Annotated in this window: 16 protein-coding genes; 15 read left to right on the forward strand and 1 reads right to left on the reverse strand. The window is 45.5% G+C overall.

The window, feature by feature from the left end; translation table 11 throughout:
* Positions 1 to 12: 12 nt before the first annotated feature.
* Positions 13 to 1,026, forward strand: a complete 1,014-nt coding sequence (locus QFZ81_RS03530; RefSeq protein ID WP_307448060.1) for a zinc-binding alcohol dehydrogenase family protein — start codon at positions 13 to 15, stop codon at positions 1,024 to 1,026.
* 268 nt (positions 1,027 to 1,294) lie between these two features.
* Here QFZ81_RS03530 and QFZ81_RS03535 read toward each other — a convergent pair whose 3' ends face one another.
* The gene (locus QFZ81_RS03535) at positions 1,295 to 2,182 is read right to left on the reverse strand and encodes a LysR family transcriptional regulator (protein WP_307448057.1); all 888 of its coding nucleotides are present in this window, start codon (positions 2,180 to 2,182) and stop codon (positions 1,295 to 1,297) included.
* Positions 2,183 to 2,297: 115 nt separating this feature from the next.
* On the opposite strand from QFZ81_RS03535, the gene tkt reads away from it, so the two are divergent.
* From tkt to QFZ81_RS03605, 14 genes are all read left to right on the forward strand, one after another.
* A complete protein-coding gene (gene tkt / locus QFZ81_RS03540) occupies positions 2,298 to 4,325 on the forward strand; it encodes a transketolase (RefSeq protein WP_307448054.1) in 2,028 nt (675 codons plus the stop codon).
* A gap of 34 nt (positions 4,326 to 4,359) precedes the next feature.
* Positions 4,360 to 5,016 carry a fructose-6-phosphate aldolase gene (fsa, locus tag QFZ81_RS03545; RefSeq protein ID WP_047682483.1) on the forward strand — a complete coding sequence of 219 codons (657 nt, stop codon included), beginning with the start codon at positions 4,360 to 4,362 and terminating at the stop codon, positions 5,014 to 5,016.
* 138 nt (positions 5,017 to 5,154) lie between these two features.
* Positions 5,155 to 5,484, forward strand: a complete 330-nt coding sequence (locus QFZ81_RS03550; RefSeq protein ID WP_307450077.1) for a 2Fe-2S iron-sulfur cluster-binding protein — start codon at positions 5,155 to 5,157, stop codon at positions 5,482 to 5,484.
* A gap of 132 nt (positions 5,485 to 5,616) precedes the next feature.
* Positions 5,617 to 6,108, forward strand: a complete 492-nt coding sequence (locus QFZ81_RS03555) for a NanQ anomerase/TabA/YiaL family protein (RefSeq protein ID WP_307448047.1) — start codon at positions 5,617 to 5,619, stop codon at positions 6,106 to 6,108.
* A gap of 270 nt (positions 6,109 to 6,378) precedes the next feature.
* Positions 6,379 to 8,103: a sensor histidine kinase gene (locus tag QFZ81_RS03560; protein ID WP_307601452.1), complete on the forward strand. Its 1,725-nt coding sequence runs from the start codon at positions 6,379 to 6,381 to the stop codon at positions 8,101 to 8,103.
* Positions 8,100 to 9,707, forward strand: coding sequence for a response regulator (locus QFZ81_RS03565; RefSeq protein ID WP_307601454.1), 1,608 nt, complete (start codon positions 8,100 to 8,102; stop codon positions 9,705 to 9,707). The genes QFZ81_RS03560 and QFZ81_RS03565 overlap by 4 nt, the downstream gene beginning before the upstream one ends.
* Positions 9,708 to 9,821: 114 nt before the next feature.
* Positions 9,822 to 11,168 carry an ABC transporter substrate-binding protein gene (locus QFZ81_RS03570; RefSeq protein ID WP_307601457.1) on the forward strand — a complete coding sequence of 449 codons (1,347 nt, stop codon included), beginning with the start codon at positions 9,822 to 9,824 and terminating at the stop codon, positions 11,166 to 11,168.
* Positions 11,169 to 11,261: 93 nt separating this feature from the next.
* Positions 11,262 to 12,197, forward strand: coding sequence for a carbohydrate ABC transporter permease (locus tag QFZ81_RS03575; protein WP_307601459.1), 936 nt, complete (start codon positions 11,262 to 11,264; stop codon positions 12,195 to 12,197).
* A gap of 17 nt (positions 12,198 to 12,214) precedes the next feature.
* Positions 12,215 to 13,060 (forward strand): carbohydrate ABC transporter permease, encoded by an 846-nt coding sequence (locus QFZ81_RS03580; RefSeq protein WP_307601461.1) that lies wholly within the window; start codon positions 12,215 to 12,217, stop codon positions 13,058 to 13,060.
* Positions 13,061 to 13,225: 165 nt separating this feature from the next.
* Positions 13,226 to 15,010: a sensor histidine kinase gene (locus QFZ81_RS03585; protein ID WP_307448029.1), complete on the forward strand. Its 1,785-nt coding sequence runs from the start codon at positions 13,226 to 13,228 to the stop codon at positions 15,008 to 15,010.
* 5 nt (positions 15,011 to 15,015) lie between these two features.
* Positions 15,016 to 16,548 carry a response regulator transcription factor gene (locus tag QFZ81_RS03590; protein ID WP_307448027.1) on the forward strand — a complete coding sequence of 511 codons (1,533 nt, stop codon included), beginning with the start codon at positions 15,016 to 15,018 and terminating at the stop codon, positions 16,546 to 16,548.
* A 179-nt stretch (positions 16,549 to 16,727) separates the two neighbouring features.
* Positions 16,728 to 17,690 carry an ABC transporter permease gene (locus tag QFZ81_RS03595; RefSeq protein ID WP_373463628.1) on the forward strand — a complete coding sequence of 321 codons (963 nt, stop codon included), beginning with the start codon at positions 16,728 to 16,730 and terminating at the stop codon, positions 17,688 to 17,690.
* 54 nt (positions 17,691 to 17,744) lie between these two features.
* On the forward strand, positions 17,745 to 18,638 hold the full coding sequence (locus tag QFZ81_RS03600; protein WP_307601463.1) for a carbohydrate ABC transporter permease: 894 nt from the start codon (positions 17,745 to 17,747) through the stop codon (positions 18,636 to 18,638).
* A 68-nt stretch (positions 18,639 to 18,706) separates the two neighbouring features.
* Entirely contained in the window at positions 18,707 to 20,398 is a 1,692-nt protein-coding gene (locus QFZ81_RS03605) for an ABC transporter substrate-binding protein (RefSeq protein ID WP_307448021.1), read from the forward strand.
* The last annotated feature ends 33 nt before the right edge of the window (positions 20,399 to 20,431 follow it).

Here is a 20,431-nt window from a genome sequence, read left to right on the forward strand (position 1 = left end):
GGGAAACCAGGTATGAAAGCAATCATATGTGAACAGATCGAAAAGTTTAAACTAGTAGAAGTACAGGAGCCTAGTCTAAGAGCAGGTGAAGCTATTGTTCGCATCAAGAGGATTGGCATATGCGGGACGGATTTGCACGCGTATAAAGGGAATCAGCCGTTTTTTAGCTATCCGCGTATTCTCGGGCATGAACTGGCTGGTTATATTGAACAGATTGCTGAGGGTGTCACAGGGCTAAAAGTCGGTGATCAAGTAAGCATCGTCCCTTATATGCACTGCGGCACTTGTATTGCTTGCCGTAATGGCAAGACGAACTGCTGTACAGATATGAAGGTGCTTGGCGTACATATCGACGGGGGGATGAGAGAGCTGATCGCCTTGCCAGTCAGCCATCTCATCAAGACCGATGGGCTGACACTGGACCAAGCAGCTATGTTAGAGCCGCTGAGCATCGGAGCTCACGCAGTGAGAAGGTCCGAACTTCGCGCTGGTGAAAACGTGCTGGTAATTGGCGCTGGTCCAATCGGACTCGGCGTCATGATCCTCGCTAAGCAGCTCGGTGCGAATGTAACTGCGATGGACATTAACGATGAGCGCTTGGCCTTTTGCTGTGATTGGGCAGGAATCGACCATACGATTAATGCCTTGCAGCAGCCGAAGGAGCAGCTAGCCGCGCTCACGAACGGCGAATATCCTACCGTCGTATTCGATGCGACAGGGAACGCCAGGTCGATGACGGAGTCGTTCGGACTTGCCGCACATGGCGGCAAACTCGTGTATGTCGGACTGGTTAAGGCAGATATCACCTTCCATGATCCCGACTTTCATAAACGGGAGCTGACCTTAATGAGCAGCCGCAATGCGACCATGGAGGATTTCGACACCGTAAGTGCCGCCATGCAAGACGGCATCATCGACATCGAGCGCTACATCACGCACCGCGCGACTTTCGAGAGCATGATTGGACAGTTCGAGACTTGGTTGAAGCCAGAGTCGAAGGTCATTAAAGCGATTGTTAGTTTGTGAAAATGAAAAAGGCGTGCCCAGTTTGGCTGGGCGTGCCTTTGTTTGCGCTCGGATGGGGTTTCCACACTAGCCCCCAGCCTCCCGCTCCCAACCATCCGCTCTCCTAGGGAGGTCTATCAAGTTCAGAGCGCCTAAAAGGCGCTTAATTTGTAAGTTTGGAGTTTTTGTGCATGTTAGGAGCGAAAAAGCAAGCTGAAAGCGCCTTTTTGGCGCTCTCAGGCCGCGTAGAGGTGTTCAGGTACCGACTCCAAGTTATTTTCACCTCGGCTCAATCCCCGGGACTCTCCAGCTCTGCAACGAAAGCAGAAGCCGCGGTCGATAGCGGCATATTTTTCAAAGTGATAATTCCGATCTTAGTCGACGGAATGGTAGCGTCAATATTCACCTCAAACAAGCTTCCGTCTGCCAGCTCCTTCGCTACAAATTCTTTGGTTACGAAGGAAACGCCAAAGCCGATCTTTGCGAATTCGATGAGTAAATCCACGCTGCCGAGCTCAATTTCCGGTTCCAGCAGTAAGCCATTTTCACTGAAAATTCGGGTGACGAATTTCCGTGATGAGCTATTACTCGAAAATAAGATGATCGGGTAGGTTAACAGCTTAGCAAGGGAGACTTTTCCCATTGACAGCTCTCGGTATTTTGGCCCCGTTACGAAGCAATCCTGAATAGTAATACCTTCGTGCACTTGCAATTGATCATCAAGAATAGGCGTCCTGACAATTCCAATATCAATCTTGCCTTCCTTCAGATGCTTCACAATTTCCGGTGTCGTTCCGTGGACTAAGTTAATCTGCACATGTGGATACTGCACGTGAAATGACTCCAAAAAAGGGAGCAGATAGTGTTTGCACAAGGAGTCACTGCCGCCAATTTTGATTTCTCCGCTCGAGAAATTACGAAGCTCACTTAATTTCTCTTCCGCGAGTGAAATGAAATTGTAAGCCTGTTCGATGTAGGAAAACAGCACAGCACCTTCCTTAGTAAGCTCGACGCCTTTGGACGTTCTGGCAAACAGCTGCAGCCCCAGAGTCTCCTCCAACAATTTGATCGAGTGAGAGACGCTGGGCTGGGTAATATAAAGCTCTTTTGCTGCTTTAGATAAGCTGCCAGATTTGGCAGTCAGATAAAATACTTTATAAAGCTCAAAGTTCACCATATAGACACCTTCTATAGCGAGTATCGAAACTATCAATTATTTGAATGCTTCATCTATCCTTATAATAAAGAGTAGATGGAATTAATACAACCAAATTGATGGAGGCGAATCTCTTTTGAATCAGACAACTGTTGGCATTGAAGAGTTAAGCATCAATACAATTAGAACGCTTACAATCGATGCAGTCGAGAAAGCGGCTATGGGTCATCCTGGTATGCCGATGGGTGCTGCGCCTATGGCGTATGCACTTTGGACACGGCACTTGAAGCACAATCCGACGAATCCCAAATGGGTTGATCGTGATCGATTTGTTCTTTCTGCAGGACACGGCTCGATGCTGCTTTATAGTTTGCTGCACCTAAGTGGTTATGATGTAACCATTGACGACATCAAGGAATTTCGTCAATGGGGCAGCCGCACACCCGGGCATCCGGAGTATGGTCATACAGCAGGTGTAGAAGCGACAACGGGACCACTTGGCCAAGGGGTTGCCATGGCTGTTGGTATGGCAATGGCCGAAGCTCATCAAGCTTCCGTCTACAATAAACCGAACTTCCCAATCGTTGATCACTTCACGTATGCTATTTGCGGAGACGGCGACTTGATGGAAGGTGTTTCCTCCGAAGCTGCTTCTTTGGCAGGTCATTTGAAATTGGGCAAGCTAATTGTGCTCTACGATTCAAATGATATTTCGCTCGACGGCGAGTTAAACATGTCGTTCTCTGAAAATATCCGGACGCGTATTGAATCCTATGGTTGGCAATACTTACGTGTGGAAGAACAAAACAACGTCGAGGCGATTTCCGCCGCGATCGAAGAAGGCAAGGCGGATCTGGGTCGTCCAACCCTGATTGAAATCAAAACAACGATCGGCTACGGCAGTCCGAACAAAGCCGGCAAAGGCGGCCACGGCGGTACGCATGGCTCGCCGCTAGGCAAAGAAGAGCTGTTGCTGACGAAGCAGGCTCTGGGCTGGCCGCTCGAGCCGGATTTCTACGTCCCGGCTGAGGTCTACAAGCACTTCGCCCAGCACAAGGAACTGGGCGCTCAAGCCCAAACCAGCTGGGAGCAGCTGTGGAACAGCTACCAGGCTGCGCACCCGGAGCTCGCTCAGCAATTCGAACTCGCGAATCGCGGCGACCTTCCAGCGGACTGGAACGCCGATGTGCCGCGCTTTACCCCAGAGAGCGGCGCTATTTCGACGCGTACAGCTTCTGGCAAAGTGATTAACGGCTTGGCGAAGCGGGTACCTCAACTAGTAGGCGGCTCCGCCGACCTAGCGAGCTCCAACTTCACCATGATTAATGACGCCGCGGCATTCAGCGCTGCCGATTACAGCGGCCGCAACTTCTGGTTCGGCGTCCGCGAGTTCGCCATGGGCGCAGCGCTGAACGGCATGCTGCTGCACGGCGGATTGCGCGCTTTCGGCGGAACGTTTCTCGTGTTCAGCGACTATTTGCGCGGCGCGATTCGCTTGTCCGCGCTCATGAAGCTCCCAGTTGCGTACGTGTTCACGCATGACAGCATCGCTGTCGGCGAAGACGGCCCTACGCATCAGCCAATCGAACAGATTCCATCCCTGCGCATGATTCCGGATCTGACGTTGTTCCGTCCTGCGGACGCTAACGAAACTGCAGCAGCTTGGGAGTATGTTCTCCAAGCGAAGGAAGGCCCGTTCGTATTCGCGCTTTCACGTCAGAATTTGCCGGTGCTTCCGGGCACGGATCAGCTTGCTTATGCTCATATTCATCAAGGAGCATATGTGTTATCTGATGTTGAAGCATCAGCGACCCCTGATATTCAACTTATCGCAACGGGCTCTGAAGTGAGCTTAGCACTTGACGTGAAGAAGCAGTTGGCGCAAGATGGTATTGGGGCTCGTGTTATTTCCATGCCAAGCCGTGAATTGTTCGAGCAGCAGCCAGAAGAGGTGCGCAGTGCCATCCTTTTACCACAAGTAAAAGCAAATGTTGTCATTGAGATGGCCTATCCTGCAGGATGGGAAGAGATTACGGGAGGCGATGGCTTCGTTGTTGGCATCCGTAAATTTGGTGCATCAGCGAAGGCAGATCGAGTAATTCGTGAATACGGTTTTACAGCAGATGCAATCGTTCAACAAATCAGACAGAAGTATTTCCAATAAGAGCCCACAAAAGGGAGAAAAGGTAGGGATACAGATGAAATTGTTTATCGACACAGCCAATGTAGACGAAATTCGCAAAGCTCACGCGTTAGGTGTAGTAGCAGGAGTAACAACTAACCCTTCACTGATTGCTAAAGAAGGTAGAGATTTCTTCGAAACCGTGAAAGAAATTATCTCCATTGTCGGCGATGTACCGATTAGTGCAGAAGTCGTTTCATTGAAAGCAGACGAAATGGTTGAGCAGGGCAAGAAGCTTGCTAAGCTAAGCCCAAATGTTGTTATTAAGCTTCCAATGACATTGGATGGACTTCAAGCGACTAGCGTTTTCAGATCACTGGGCATCCCAACGAACGTAACCTTGATCTTCAGCTCGACGCAAGCTTTACTTGCTGCACGCGCAGGAGCAACTTACGTATCGCCATTTATTGGACGTTTGGATGATATCAACCAAGTGGGTATGAATCTAATTAAAGAAATCAGCCAAATTTTCCAAGTACACGGTATCAAATCCGAAATCATCTCTGCCAGCGTTCGTCACTCTGCTCACGTGATTGAAGCTGCTCTTGCAGGGTCACATATCGCTACAGTGCCTTACAAGGTTATCGAATCCATGAGCAAGCACCCGCTGACAGATGCGGGGATCGAGAAGTTTTTGGCGGATTGGGAAGGCGCAAAGCAAGAAAAGTTTTAAACTTTAGTAATAAGGCAGCCTAGTAACGTTCACACTGTTCGGGGGATCATTCACCGTCAATGGTGTGAACGTTTTTTTTTGCTTCGTGTTTGCTATGACGCCAATTAGGCAACAAAGGTTAAAAAGGAGGAATTTATGATGCCGATGATTCAAGTTATAGGGAAAGAAGCAGAAACATTTGAGGCTGAAGAAGGAAAAAAGCTCGTTTTGTCCCTCATGGACCAAGGGGTAGACATTTTGCATCGCTGTGGGGGTAACGCCAGATGTGCAACCTGCCGTGTTGAAATCATTGAGGGGGATGCTGGTCCCATGAATTCGACAGAGGCTGCTATTCGAGAGACTAAAGGAATCACGGAAGACAATATCCGCTTATCCTGCCAAATTCATGTACATGCTGAGCTCACGGTTAAACCGTTAATGACGGCTTCTGAAACAGGTATGGATCCTGGTCCGCGTCCTGCTGAGTAATTTTCGCATTTCATCTCGATTAATAGAACGAAGAAAGATTCGCTTTTCTAAAAAAAGCGGGTCTTTTTTTTCGTCATAGGCTATAGTAAAAGTAGTATTTTATTCAGTGTATCAAAAGGAGTCATGTATCGAATGATTATTAGCGACGTTAGGCATTTTGAACAAGAACGCCATCTGTGGCCCACAGCGGTTGGACGAGGTATCGATTACATTCTGAATCGCAACTTAGGTGAAGCGGAAGCGGGTAGATATGACCTAGAAGGCGATAATGGTCATCTTATGTTTGCCAATGTGCAGGAGGTTGTGACCCGACCATCTGCGGAGCAAATGCCTGAGTCTCATGTAATATATACGGATATTCAATTTCTGGTCAGCGGCGAGGAAAAGCTTTGTTTCTACAAGCTCCATCCTGACGCCAAAGTGGTCGATAATAAGTTCGACTCGCATGATATCGCCTTTTACGAATCGGATCCTTCGCAGCAAGAAACCGAGATTCTTTTGAAACCAGGCATGTTTGCGGTTTGCTTCCCATCGGATATCCACCGTCCGAACTGCTCCATTTCCGAGGTCAAGACGAATAAGAAGATTGTTATTAAAATCCATAAAGATCTCTTGCAGTTGTAGTTTATCAGTTCCACTGAACTTTCCCAGCCTCTTATAGGTCTTCGGAAAGTTTTTTTAGTAACTGAATATTTTCCACATGCCTCTGAACATTGTCTCATGCCGTTATGAGCCAAGCTATTTTATACTTAATAAGTGACCTAAAGGCCACTTGCTTAAACGCAGGTGGTCTTCTCGCCGATTCGCCTGAGCGAAGAAAAGGATTTTACCCTTATACCGAGAAATATGTTTCATTACTAGGTTATCCCATGCATACAGAAGGAAAGTGACCCGATGAAAATCAAACGAATTCGGATGAAAATTTTAATGGCGATGCTGCTGACAACAGGGATACCGATCACGATTCTGGCCGGCATTATATTGTATCAGGTGTCACAAACCATTCGTAATGATGCTGAGCAGGCCCAGTCTCGCATTTCGCAAGATATGAAAAGCCAAATCGAAGACTACAATCAAGATTTATATGATACGGCCTATCGGGTATATTACAATTTTGATCTACTCGAAAGCTTACGACGAGGTGCCGATTACCAGCCGGATAACAGCCGAAATTATGATACTCTTCGCGACACGCGAGATTTGTTCTGGGGCATGTATTACAATTCCAAGCTCAAAGATATTCTCGGTATTTACTTGGTCAACTCCAAGGGGGAGTCAGCAGGCAGCTTTTTCTCCTATATACCGGTCTCTTTTTCCGGTTTAGACCCGAAATATTTGAACAGCCTCATGGATATGATGGAACAAAGCAGTGAACAGGGACCACTTCTGGTTTACCATAGGCAAAGTTTCTATGAGCAACCCATCTACCAATACCTGCACCCCTTAAATTACCGGGGAAAGCGCGTGGGTCTACTTGTTATTGATATTCAAGGCACTTCACTGCAGCAGCGTATTGAAAAATACAATACCTACTACAAAGGCCAGGTTATCTTGACGAACGCTTTGCAAGTGATCGTTTATCATACGGATGTTAACCAAATCAATGCCAAGCTGGAAGATAGCTCATTGGCGCCGGGCAGTAAGCTGGTTACAACGAATTTTGAGAAATTGGGTTGGAAGCTATTGTATACCTACATGATCAATCCTAGCTTGCTCTTTTTCCGTAATGTAGCGATTGCCGTCATTATTCTTGCTTTTATCTTGATGATTGGGTTCTCGCTGACGCTTAGCTTCGGTATAACGAAGCCGATTGTTTTGCTCCATCGCAATATGGCTCGGATTCAACTTGGTGACTATACCGCTAGAACGGACGTGCTTACGCAGGACGAAATAGGCTTTCTCGGTAATCAGTTTAATCAGATGGCGGAACAAATAGAGCAGCTGATCGATCATGATTTGAAGCTCCAGCTTGTGAATAAAGAGGTGCAGATTAAGGCGCTGCAGGCCCAAATTTCACCGCATTTCCTGCATAACACCCTGCAGACGATGTCCAGTATCGCCATGATTCAAAACGCGCCGGATGTGAAGATCATCTGCCAGTGCCTGAGCAATATGTATCGCTACAATATGAATATTGAGGAAGAGTGGGTAACGCTGAGAGAAGAGATTCGGCATATCCGCAATTATTTATATATTATCAACAAGCGTTATCCGGAAATTTTACGCATTAATATCCGCTTGGAAGAGGCGCTGCAGACCGTGTACGTTCCGAAGCTGATTCTCCAACCGATTATTGAAAATGCCATCGATCATGGCTTAATTCCTTCCCGAAAGTCCAAGAAAATACTGAAGGTTTATGTCCGAGAGGACCGGGGTGAGAACAAGCTTCGCATCTATATTATAGATAACGGAGCGGGTATGCCGCCGTCGGTCAAAGATCTTTTGAATAAAACCAGCGATTCCATTGGTCTTCATAATGTGCAAACACGCTTGAAGCTGCTGTGCGGGAAGGACTTTGGACTTCGTCTATTAAGTAAAGAAGGCAAGGGGACGATCGTTGTGATTGAGCTTCCCCTTCGGGAAGAGGTTACGGATGTGAGAAAAGGGGTCGCCCGATGAAAATACTCATTGTCGATGATGAAGAAGCCATTCATGAACAATTGAAAGCATGTATACCTGCGCAACAATTAGGCTGGGAAATCGTAGGTGATGCCTATCATGGCGAGGAAGCTTGTCTTATGGTTGAGCAGTATCTCCCGGATATTGTGATTACAGACATCAAAATGCCGCTGCTGGACGGGCTCAGCTTTATGGAATGGATGAAACGCGGACAATTTACGGGCAAGGTCATCGTACTTAGCGGATACGGTGATTTTCAATATTCTCGGCCTGCTTTTTTGCTGGATGCGTTCGACTATTTATTGAAGCCTTTGCAAGAGGTGGAGTTGATTCGCACATTAAGCAGGGCCGTAGAACAGCTCGCTTTGGACTCAAATCGGAGGATCGAGCAAATCAATGAAAAAGCGGTCCTGAATCAAGGGATTGTGCTCATGCGGGATGAGCTGTTAAGCCAAATTGTAGCGGGGCGGATTAAGGACGAGATTGACATTTTTGTGCGCGCCGAGCAGCTGTATTTGGCGCTGCCGGAATATAAGTACCATACCCTTGTTATTCACCTTATCGATCTGGATGAGCATATTCAAGATCGTTATCGCGGGGATCGATCCATCTTTTACTTTGCCGCACGAAACATTTTGGAGGAAATCTTGCAGGAACAGGGCGGTACTGTGTTTCGCAACCTGCATAAATCGAATGAATTTGTCGCGGTATGTGAGGCCAAAGGAACGTTCTATGACGTCATGAAGTGGGCCAGACGCATTCATTTGTCATTAACAACCTGTTTGCGTGTGCGCGCCCTGATCGGTATCAGTGTCCAGAAGCAGCGCATAGATGCGCTCACGACCGCTTATTTCGAAGGTGTCCATGCAATGGAAACGATCCGTTTCGGTACGCAGGAGACGATCGTACGTTATGGCGAGGAACCGGATAAAGCAGGGCAGGTCGAGTCCAGGGAATGGAAGGAGCTGCAAGTTCTGCTTGAATGCTTAGTCGATACAGGGACGATCGACAGCGAGGCTGGTTTGCTGCGAAAGCTCGAAGAGGCCCTTCATCAGCAGGCAATGGCGACCATGAGCTTGCAAGACTTCAAGCAGGCAGCTACTTTATTGGTTGATAAAATTGCACACGCTTCACACCGCTCAGAGCAAATTCCGCTCTGGCTTCAGGAGGCAAGAACGGGTGTTCAGGAACTCAAAGTGAATCAAGTTCAACGACTGCTCCGCAGCATAATGGATCAACTGCTCAAAAGCGTCACGAACAACCACAAAATGAAGAGCGGAAAGCAGCTTATTTACAGCATCAAACAGTATGTGGAAGACAACTACCAGTCGGTTAATCTGGAAAGCATTGCGCGGCATTTTTATCTCAATAAAAATTACTTCTGTTCCATGTTCAAAAGCGTCACCGGAGAAAACTTTTCCGACTATTTGACGAAGGTTCGTATGGATCAGGCTAAGCTGCTGCTTGCAAGCAGTGGTTTGACCTCCTATGAAATAGCTGAGCGTGTAGGTTATCAGGACCAGCGGTATTTTAGCAAAGTGTTTCGAAAAACGACAGGTCTACTTCCCAAACAATATCGAGCCCAGCTGCATAATGACATCTGAATATTTTCCACTTTGTTCTGAGTATTGTCACATGTTGCAGGCGATCATCCCTTTGTACAATAAGAATGTAAGCAAAACCAACAAACAATGGGATAAAGGAAGGGACTTGGACGTATGGCAAATCAAAGAATAGTTCCAGCAGTATTGTCAGGTATCGTAGCGCTTTCGGTTCTGGCAGGATGTGCAAAGTCCGACAACACAGCAGCTAATGGGGGCAGCCCGACAGAGGCTCCAAAAAAACAAGAAGCTGCAGCAACGACTGCAGCTAATCAAGAGCCGGTGAAGCTGGACTATTGGGCAGCTTGGTCACCGAATTCGGAAGAAGAGACGAAGACCAAAGCACAGATCAAGAAATTTGAGGAAGCTCATCCAAACATTAAGATTAACGTACAACTCATTACGTTTGATGTGCTGCATGATAAGCTGATTGCGGCGATTAATGCGGGTAACGCGCCTGATCTAAGCTGGGGACTTAGCGAATGGTTTGGAGAGTTCATGAAAATGGATGCCCTCCAAGATCTGACGGCTTCTTATAATGCATGGAGCGACAAGGATAAAGTTTATCCGAATGTCATGGCCTCCCTTACAGCGGAAGGCAAAGTGCTCGCGCTCCCTCATTACCTAGGTATTCGCGCATTACTGTATCACGAGAACATGCTGAAGAAAGCAGGCTACGATGCACCGCCGAAAACATGGGACGAATTGCTCGCCATGTCAGGTAAAGTGAAGCAGGCTACCGGCAAAGAAGCATTCGGTATTGCGGCTGCGGGAGTTCGCTCCCCACAAGAACTCCTCTCCTTATTTGCGCAAAATGACCTGGTCATAGCGAAGAAAATGGATGATGGTAAATTCAAGAACACATGGAAAGACAACGCCGATGAGTTGAAACGCGCAGGTGAGGTTTATCGGTTCTACCAAGATCTGCTTGCTAAAGGAGCGATCAGGTCCGAAGCGAAGACATGGGGCTGGCAGGAAGAGGATACGAATTTTGCGCAAGGTCAATATGCGATGGTTGTCAACGGCCCATGGATTGAAGGACGCAGCAAAGAGAATCCGGAGGAAATGAAGGATGTCAAGGTAACGGCTCCGCCATCCAAAAAGAAATCAGCTACTTTCCTTGAGGTGAGCCCGCTTTACTTGTATAAATCGGGTAAGCATCCGAAAGAAGCTTTTGAATTTGCTACCTTTATTATGAGCAAAGATTGGCAAACTAGCATTCGCCCAACCAATTCACCGCGTTCTGACATGGTAAGCGACAGCCCTTGGGGCAAAGGATTTACAGAATTAGCTTCGACAGGCGTCGTATTCCCTAGTGTTTCGCTAGGTGGAATTACCAAAGATATGGAAGATTCGATTGCACGTGCCCTCATCAAAAACGATGCGCCTGAAGACGTCGCGAAATGGTTATCTGAAGCGATCAACAATGACTTGAAGAAATCCGGAGAGTTGAGCTCGAAATAGAGTTTAACCATACAGTAAGACCCAATACCAAGCAGGCATACCCTGACTATGCCTGCTTTACTTTACCCAAAAATGGTGATAACGGTGGAGAATATGGATATTAGAGAAACGATAGAAAATCGAACATACCCGGGAAGAAAATCCCCTTTCGGGCGCGAACGTAAAACAAGACTGATAGCCAACCTGTTCGTGCTGCCTGCCCTAGTTTTCTTTCTGCTGCTCATTGCGTATCCCTTGATAACGGTCATATGGGATAGCTTTCATTTCAAAAACCTAGTGAATAAAACGATTCATGGGTTTGCCGGTTGGGATAATTATAAAGAGGTTATTCAGCATGAGAATTTTTGGAGTTCTTTGAGGTACACGGTTGTTTGGACGGTATTATCTGTGATCGGAGAGTATTTGCTCGGTATTATTTCCGCTGTTGCGTTAAATCAGCCTTTGAAAGGTAGAGCCATTTTTCGCGGTATTATTATTATCCCATGGGTCGTACCGATCGTTGTTGCCGGACTAACTTGGCAATGGATGCTCGCACCGGACTACGGCATTATGAACATTTGGATGGTGAAGCTGGGAATAATCGATAAGCCCTATTATTGGCTGGGCGAAATCAATACAGCACTTTTAACCGTAACCTTCGTCAACATATGGAGAAGTTTTCCTTTCTATACAATCAGTCTGCTCGCCGGCCTGCAGTCGGTTTCCAAAGAAATGATTGAAGCCGCGGCGATCGACGGAGCGGGTGTCACCAAGCGATTTTTCAACATTGTTCTGCCCCAGCTTAAGTCCGTCTCCCTGGTACTCGTGTTTGTGCATATCATATGGACAGCCATCAATTTTGACTTTATCTGGGTCATGACGGAAGGCGGCCCTTTTAATTCGACGGAAACACTGCCTGTGATGATTTACCGCTATGCGATGAAAGAGTACGATGTAGGCGCAGCCTCGGCCTTGGCTTCGATGATGCTTGGTTTTATGATGGTTGCCTTTCTCTTGCTGTACGTCCGATCCGCTAAAAAAATAGCCTAAAATAGGAGGTGCATGGCATGCTTATGAGCAAGAAGCAAAAGTTTTGGCTGCAAGTACTCACCTACGGTGTACTCGTCATTCTTGCAACCTACTGCCTGTTTCCATTCCTATGGATGGCAGATACGGCATTAAAGCCAATCCAAGAAGTCCGGACTAGTCACCCGACATTTATGATTAATAACCTAACGTTTGGTAATTTCTCGCGGGTGCTGTTGGAATCCAAATTTGTCACGTTTTTCGGCAACTCCATGTATGTCGCGTCGACGACGACGATCCTTTCGCTGATTATCTCGATTTTTGCTGGCTATGCCTTAAGTCGGTTCAGCTCCTACCGTGGTGTGAAGGCTGTGAGTATAACGATGCTGCTGTCCCAAATGGTCCCGGGCGTGTTGCTGCTTATTCCCTTGTATTTACTGATGAAAAATTATCATTTGCTAGACACGTATTACTCGATGATTTTGGCCTATACGACCTTCATGGTACCACTTTGTACCTTTATGCTAAAAGGTTACATCGATTCCATCCCGTACGAGATGGAGGAATCGGCCGAAATTGACGGTTGCTCGAGAGTAGGCATCCTGTTCCGGATTATCCTTCCGGTTTCCATACCAAGCTTAATTGCTACCGCGTTATTTGCTTTCGTGAATGCTTGGAATGAATTTATGTTTGGCTTTGTGTTCATTAATGATGAAGCCCATCGCACCCTTACGCCCGGCATCACCCTGTTTAAAGGGTTATACATGACGGATTGGGGTAGTATTATGGCTGCCTCTGTCTTATCCGTACTGCCGGTCGTCATCCTGTTCGTCTTCATGCAGCGATTCCTTATTGACGGTATGACGGCAGGTGCCGTCAAAGGCTAATAAAGTCCCATCTCAACCATAGAACCTTCCAAGTCATCTCACATGGCTTCGGAAGGTTTTTAATTTTGACATGATAATCTGCCTAATCTCTCCTGTAGTCCGTTATCATGAAACTGTATTATAATAAAAAGTACGACAAATTTCTCGCGCCGAGTGGTGATGACGATGCTCCAATACTTCATGAAGAAGACGAACAATATTCGGATAAAAAATAAAATTATTCTCGCGTTCATTTTGGTCGTGGTCATTCCGGTACTGATCGTGGGTGTGTTCCTGACGAACGCATTTCGGCAATCGGTTCTCAATGATGCGATTGGACAGACATCCAATAACGTGGAGAAAATTAATAAGCGTGCATCCGACATTCTCCGGATTCCGATTGAGATTTCGAACAAACTGATGATTGATCCGCGGTTGGAACGTGTAGTTAACACGCAATATCAATCCATTTATGAAGTTGTAAGCGCTTATAAAGAGTTCCAGGATTTTACCGATTTTGTAAAGCTGTATAAAGAGGTCTACAATATCCGGCTCTACACAACGAATCCAACAACGCTAAACAATTGGAATTTCATACAGCCTTCCCCTGCGATTCTGGAGTCTTTTTGGTACCAGGAAGCAATGAATAAAAAAACAGAGAAGATCAGTTGGTACTATATCGGGGATGAAACGAAAAATAATCGAAAAGTGCTTAGTTTGGTAAAAAGGATTTATTTCCCGAACTACCGAACCAGTGGTGTGCTGGTGATTGATGTTAATCCTGACGAAATAAATGCGATCGTTAGTCAAGAGTTATTTGATACGATGATTTTGGATGGCATTGGAAATATCGTTGCTGCTAAGAACACGGAATGGGTCGGCAAAAACTTAAATGAATTGGATTTCGCCAAAGACTTTCTGAATAAGCCGGAAGGCACGTACCAGACGCGGTTCAAAGAAAGAGATTCTAAAGTTCTCATCAACGACCTCATACCGACGTTAAGTGATAGAGGCTTGCGAATTGTATCCGTATTCACAGTCGAGAGTATCGTTGGCAAAGCCAACAAGATCAGCTATATGGGTTTGTACATTACGTTAGCGAGTTTACTTGTAGCCTTTGTCCTCATTTATTTCTTTTCCAACATGTTAACGTCCAGAATGCTTCAGTTGAACAAACAGATCAATAAAGTGGCGCTAGGAGATCTGCATGTTACTTCAGAAATTGATGGGCATGATGAGGTTGGCATGCTCGCTAGACAGTTCAATAACATGGTCCGAAGCATTCGGGAGTTGATGGACGAGGTTCATGAGTCAAACCGAATAAACAATCAGTTAGAACTGCGGCAAAAAGAGATTAAGCTGAGGATGATGGCGAGTCAAATCAATCCGCATTTTCTGTTTAACGCGCTGGAATCGATTCGAATGAAAGCCCATCTGAAAGGCGAAGCAGAAATTTCCGGCATCATTCGAACGCTGGGCAAGCTAATGCGCAAAAAGCTTGAAATCATGGGGGGTCTAATTCCACTCAAGGATGAGCTTGACATGATTCGTTGTTATTTAGATATACAGCAGTTCCGGTTTGGAGATCGGTTGACGTATGAAATTCATTTGGATCAGGGAGTTAGCGACATGATGATTACCCCTCTGATCGTACAGCCACTTGTTGAAAACGCGGTCATTCATGGTTTGGAGTATATGGAGGAAAACGGAATTTTGAAGGTTCATGCGACGATAGAAGGTCATCATTTGCGTATTGAAGTAATCGATAATGGGGTTGGTTTCAGTGAATCTAGACTGATGGAGATTACGGAGTCGATGAGCGACACCCAGGACAAACAAGAGCATCGTATTGGCATGCGTAACGTGCACCAAAGGCTTAAATTAATGTATGGCGACACCTATGGCTTGACGATTATTTCTAATGAGGTATTTGGGACACGCATTTATTTTTCGATACCGATTCAGGGGTGAGAAGAATGTACAAAGTGTTAATTGTCGACGATGAACCTATGATTCGCGCGGGCTTGCAGACATTGATCGATTGGGAGCGTTATGGCTTTCAGGTTGTAGGTGATGCGATGAACGGCCGAGAAGCGATGAGCAAGTATGCAGAGTTGGCGCCGCATTTAATTATCATTGACATTCGCATGCCGGTAATGGATGGGCTGCAGGTCATTGAGGAAATTCGCAAAACGGATGCTGCCTGCAGGTTTCTTATCCTCACCGGATATGCGGATTTCGATTACGCGAAAAGAGCGATTATCGGACAGGTGGATGGCTATGTGCTCAAGCCAGTGGACGAAGAAGAGATTGTGGTTGAATTAATGCGGATTTATAAGTATCTTCAGAAGCAAGAGGAGTTATCCCAATTTAGTGTAAAAAGTGAGGCGCAGCGTAGAGAGGAATGCATACAAGCTTTAATAGCAGCGGATGATAACCAGCGGTCCATACCGGATAATGTTGAAGCTCTAATTGGAGCATCAGCGGGAGGATATCAAGTCCTGCTGCTCCAACTGGCTCAGTCACAAAAGACTGATTCTCGCATCTACGCCTTAATCCAACAACGTTTAATCGACTTGTTTGAGACCAAAAAGCGAAGAGGTGTTGTCTTTACAGCGAACCCCTATATTGGTGTTCTTTTAACGGAGCCCATTGTGGATGAAGGAGCAAGGAGTCGTGTTTACAGTGAGATAAAGGCGGCTCTGCCTGAGCATATCTTCCATAGTGCCATAGGTCGTGTAGTTAAGCAAAGTAATGAAGTTAGCACTTCCTTCGGAGAAGCAGCGAACCTGCTTACGAAGCATTTTCTCTATGGCGATGAGCTTATTGCTCAGCATGATGTCATTCAAGCAAGCGAGCATCTGTCAGCTTTAGACATCGTCTCCTTAGCCGAGAAGATCTACTACGCAATGGATATGGGGAATAAAGAAAACTTGGAACACTTGCTCCAACTTGCCGGAGCAGAGCTTATCACCTATGATAGCAGCGAGCATGGCTTAAAAACGAACTATGCACAGCTGATCTCTATGGTATTGAACAAGCTGGCTGGGCTGAACGATAAAACGTACACCATCGTGCAGAATGCCATGACCATCATTGCGCAAATTTATGAGCAGCCGAACTTGTCCGCCATCCAAAATCGCATCCGTCAACAGTTATGTGACTTGACCAACCAGATTAGTGTCTCTAGTAATGAACCTTTGTTAAAGCAGATTATGGATTTCGTCGAGCGGCATTATGCTGAGAATTTAAAATTGGATACGTTAGCGGAGTTGTTTAATTATACAAGCGGATACTTAGGTAAAATCTTTAAAAACTATACCGGCGCACACTTTCACACCTACCTGGATCAAATCCGCATCCAGAAAGCGATTGAGCTGCTGGGTGAAGGGCACAAGGTCCATCAAGTCGCTCAGCGTGTTGGATATGCTAATGCAGATTATTTTCACAGCAAGTTTAAGAAATATGTAGGCGAATCGCCTTCCTCGTTTAAAGGGAAGAAGAATTGAACAGATTGCCCTTTCTATCTAGCCTGAGAACTGGATAGGAGGCAATCTCTTTTATTTCATCCCTATGTAACCGAATTCTTGAAAGCGCTATTTTGACATGATTTGAAGCTGAATTAGGGTGGTTTTTTGAATGGGAATCATCCAGTATGATAGAGATATAAGATAAACGGAGGGATACTATGAAAACGCTATCTACGGAGACGACCATCCACCTTACGGATCGGAAAAAGTCTTCGAAGTTTTGGAAAACGATGGTTCAACAGCGCTATCTTTATATGATGTCGATCCCTTTTGTCATCTACGTGATCATCTTTAATTATGTGCCTGTGTGGGGTTGGTTAATGGCATTCCAGAAATTCAAGCCTGGGAAATCGATTCTGCAGCAGCAATGGGTCGGATTCGATAACTTCAAACAATTGTTTATGGATGAGCGGTTTTACAACGCATTAAAGAATACGCTGGGTATGAGTATCATGGGGCTTGTCGTTGGTTTTACAGTACCTGTCGTGTTTGCTATTCTGATGAATGAGCTCAAGGGGCAATTGTTCAAACGTTCCATTCAAACCATTTCCTATTTGCCTCACTTCGTATCTTGGGTTGTTGTAGCCAGCTTGGTGACCAAGATGCTTTCTATTGACGGAGGTGCCGTTAATGAACTGCTTATGAAGCTTCATATCATCGATCAACCTGTGCAGTTTATGGCCAAAGGCACTTGGTTCTGGGGGATTGTAACCGCTTCCGATATGTGGAAGGAAACCGGTTGGAATTCGATCATTTTCCTTGCAGCCATGGCGGGTATAGATCAGGAGCAGTATGAAGCAGCCACCGTGGATGGCGCGGGTCGATTTCGCCGCATTTGGCATATTACGTTGCCAGGTATTCGTACCACATTCATGGTTGTATTCATTTTGTCGATTGGCAATTTGATCAGCATCGGTTTTGAAAAGCAGTTTCAGCTGCAAAACTCGCTCGTTTTCGACTATGCGGAAGTGCTGGAATTATATGCGCTTAAATATGGGATTCAATTAGGACGATTTTCCTTTGGTACCGCGGTTGGTATTTTCAGTTCAGTCGTAAGTATTGTTCTTGTCATAACAGCCAATACCATCTATAAGAAAGTTACTAAAGAAACGATTATCTAAACTTATGCTTATGATGCTAGTTTTGCTAAAGCAAAACTTTTAGGAGGTGGGAGCATGCAAGTATTACTCAGGAGAAACTACTTCGATATTGTTTTCGATCTGTTTCTCTACATTCTTATGATTTTAGCAGCAATTGCTACCTTATATCCTTTCTTGAATGTATTAGCTATATCCCTTAATGATTCTGTCGATACGGTGAGGGGCGGTATACATATTTGGCCTCGCGCTTTCACCTTGCAAAACTATCAGTCTATCTTTCGTTTTCCAGGTCTAATCAGAGGATTCGAAAACTCCGTGCTGCGCACAGTAATCGGTTCCATTCTTGGTGTAGGTAGTGCATCGATGGTCGCTTTTGTTTTGTCACGTAGAGATTTCCAAGCTCGTAAACCGGTTTCCATGTTGTTTGCACTTACACTCTATTTTTCAGGCGGCTTGATTCCTAGCTATATGTTGATGCGTGATCTGCACATGATTAATACGTTCTGGGTCTATATCATTCCTGGTATCCTCGGAGTTTGGAACGTATTCATCATTCGATCTTATATGGATGGGCTGCCTTATGCTTTGCAAGAATCGGCAAAAATCGATGGAGCCAATGATTTCACTATTTATTGGAAGGTTATATTGCCGCTCTGTCAGCCGGTACTAGCAACGATTGCTTTGTTCATTGCTGTAGGACATTGGAATTCTTGGTTCGATACATTTCTATATAACAGCTCGAATGAAAAGTTGACCACCCTGCAGTATGAGTTAATGAAAGTACTCCAGAGTACACAAAGTGGCAACGAATCACATGATCCCAATGTTATGCAAAATGTGGCGAAGGTTTCACCTGAGTCCATTAAAATGGCGATTACAATGGTTGTCTCCGTACCCATTTTACTTGTATATCCATTTTTACAAAAATATTTTGTTAAAGGGATTACGCTTGGTGCTGTAAAGAGTTAAAGGGATGTGGTAATGACAGGGTTTCCTGTGATTCAATAGATTGTACATATAAAGGGAGGATACAAACCATGAGAAAGAAAGCCGCGACAATAACAGCAGTCTTGCTTACTGCAGCTATCGTAACCGTGACAGGCTGCTCCAAAGACGCTTCAGATCTTGCATCTTCAACACCAGGCAGTACGAAGGCAGCTGATTCAAATGAATTGGCACCGATAACTTTTTCTATGTTTAGCGCTGATCCGAATGCAGACTGGGACGATATGCAATCCGGAGTTGGTAAGAAAATTAAAGAAAAAACCGGAGTAACGCTTAAAGAAGAATTCCCGGTAGGCGCTGCAGATCAAAAAATTGCTCTAATGGCTTCCAGTGGTGAATACCCCGATCTGATTAGTGGGAAAGGTGATGTGCAAAAGCTAATCGATGCCGGTGCTATGGTGGATCTTGCGCCTCTAATCGACAAATACGGTCCGAACATCAAAAAAGTGTATGGCGATTATTTGAAAAGGCTCCGTTACAGCAATGATAATCACGCTATTTATGTGCTTCCATCCGCAGGAGTGAACCAAAAGTATTTTGATGCTGGGGGTGGATTTGAACTTCAGCATCAGGTTTTAAAAGAGCTTGGTTATCCGAAAATCAAGACCGTGCAGGATTATGAGAACGCTATAAAAGCCTACAAAGAAAAGCATCCAACCATGGATGGAAAACCAACAGTCGGATTGTCTTTGCTAGCAGACGACTGGCGTATTCTGATCTCTGTGACGAACCCGGCGTTCTACACAACAGGAGCTCCAGATGACGGCGAGTTCAATATCGATCAAAATACGTATGAAGCCAAGTACCATTTCCTGCGTCCTGAAGAAAAAGAGTATTTCAAATGGCTTAATCATATGAACAGTATCGGATTGCTCGATCCGGAAAGCTTTGTGCAAAAATACGATCAATATAAAGCGAAAATAGCCAGCGGCCGAGTGCTTGGTCTGATTGACCAAAATTGGGAGTATGGCGACGGCGAAAACGTCTTAAAGAAAGACGGCAAGTTGGATCAAACCTATGCGCATTTCCCAGTAACTTTGAATGAGAATATAAAAGATCACTCCTTCCAAGATACAGGTTATTTAGCAGGCTGGGGAATCGGTATTACAACGAAAGCGAAAGATCCCGTTCGTGCGATCAAGTTTCTGGATTGGTTGGCGTCGGATGAAGGCCAAGTATTGGTTAACTGGGGCATTGAGGGCGTCGACTACAAGGTGGAAAATGGCAAGCGTGTACTTACACCTGAAGCGCAGGACAAAAAAACCAACAACCCGAGCGGCTATAAGAAAGAAAATGGAATCGGAAACTACTTTCTGTCCGCACGCTATGGTGATGGAGTTAAAGATCCTACCGGCAACTACTATACGACTAGTTTCCCTGAACAAATCCAAAAGAACTATACAAAAGCAGACCTTGAAACATTGAAAGCTTATAATGTTACAACTTATAAAGATCTGTGGCCAAAAGATGGAGAATTCCCAGTTAGAAAGTACGGCGCTGCTTGGGGAATTTCGATGCCAACAGGCTCCGATATACAAGTCACATTCCAAAAATCCGAAGATATTATGAAAAAACGGATCCCAGAGGCGATTCTAGCGAAGCCGGAAGACTTCGATAAAGTATGGGATGCTTTCATGGCAGATCTGGAGAAAGTCGGCGTGAAGAAAATGGGTGAACAATTCACACAGTTGGTGAAAGACAGAGTGAAGCTCTGGAACGAATAGAAGTATGGCATAAATTGATGAAAGGGTCCGTGT

Origin of the sequence: Paenibacillus sp. V4I9 (assembly GCF_030817295.1) — a bacterium.
Taxonomy (GTDB): Bacteria; Bacillota; Bacilli; order Paenibacillales; family NBRC-103111; genus Paenibacillus_E.

What these genes read in the sequence shown, in the direction of transcription:
- QFZ81_RS03530 (WP_307448060.1), top strand. Translation starts at nt 13, where the DNA reads ATGAAAGCAATCATATGTGAACAGATCGAAAAGTTTAAACTAGTAGAA.
- QFZ81_RS03535 (WP_307448057.1), bottom strand. Translation starts at nt 2,182, where the DNA reads ATGGTGAACTTTGAGCTTTATAAAGTATTTTATCTGACTGCCAAATCT.
- fsa (WP_047682483.1), top strand. Translation starts at nt 4,360, where the DNA reads ATGAAATTGTTTATCGACACAGCCAATGTAGACGAAATTCGCAAAGCT.
- QFZ81_RS03550 (WP_307450077.1), top strand. Translation starts at nt 5,155, where the DNA reads ATGCCGATGATTCAAGTTATAGGGAAAGAAGCAGAAACATTTGAGGCT.
- QFZ81_RS03555 (WP_307448047.1), top strand. Translation starts at nt 5,617, where the DNA reads ATGATTATTAGCGACGTTAGGCATTTTGAACAAGAACGCCATCTGTGG.
- QFZ81_RS03560 (WP_307601452.1), top strand. Translation starts at nt 6,379, where the DNA reads ATGAAAATCAAACGAATTCGGATGAAAATTTTAATGGCGATGCTGCTG.
- QFZ81_RS03565 (WP_307601454.1), top strand. Translation starts at nt 8,100, where the DNA reads ATGAAAATACTCATTGTCGATGATGAAGAAGCCATTCATGAACAATTG.
- QFZ81_RS03570 (WP_307601457.1), top strand. Translation starts at nt 9,822, where the DNA reads ATGGCAAATCAAAGAATAGTTCCAGCAGTATTGTCAGGTATCGTAGCG.
- QFZ81_RS03575 (WP_307601459.1), top strand. Translation starts at nt 11,262, where the DNA reads ATGGATATTAGAGAAACGATAGAAAATCGAACATACCCGGGAAGAAAA.
- QFZ81_RS03580 (WP_307601461.1), top strand. Translation starts at nt 12,215, where the DNA reads ATGCTTATGAGCAAGAAGCAAAAGTTTTGGCTGCAAGTACTCACCTAC.
- QFZ81_RS03585 (WP_307448029.1), top strand. Translation starts at nt 13,226, where the DNA reads ATGCTCCAATACTTCATGAAGAAGACGAACAATATTCGGATAAAAAAT.
- QFZ81_RS03590 (WP_307448027.1), top strand. Translation starts at nt 15,016, where the DNA reads ATGTACAAAGTGTTAATTGTCGACGATGAACCTATGATTCGCGCGGGC.
- QFZ81_RS03595 (WP_373463628.1), top strand. Translation starts at nt 16,728, where the DNA reads ATGAAAACGCTATCTACGGAGACGACCATCCACCTTACGGATCGGAAA.
- QFZ81_RS03600 (WP_307601463.1), top strand. Translation starts at nt 17,745, where the DNA reads ATGCAAGTATTACTCAGGAGAAACTACTTCGATATTGTTTTCGATCTG.
- QFZ81_RS03605 (WP_307448021.1), top strand. Translation starts at nt 18,707, where the DNA reads ATGAGAAAGAAAGCCGCGACAATAACAGCAGTCTTGCTTACTGCAGCT.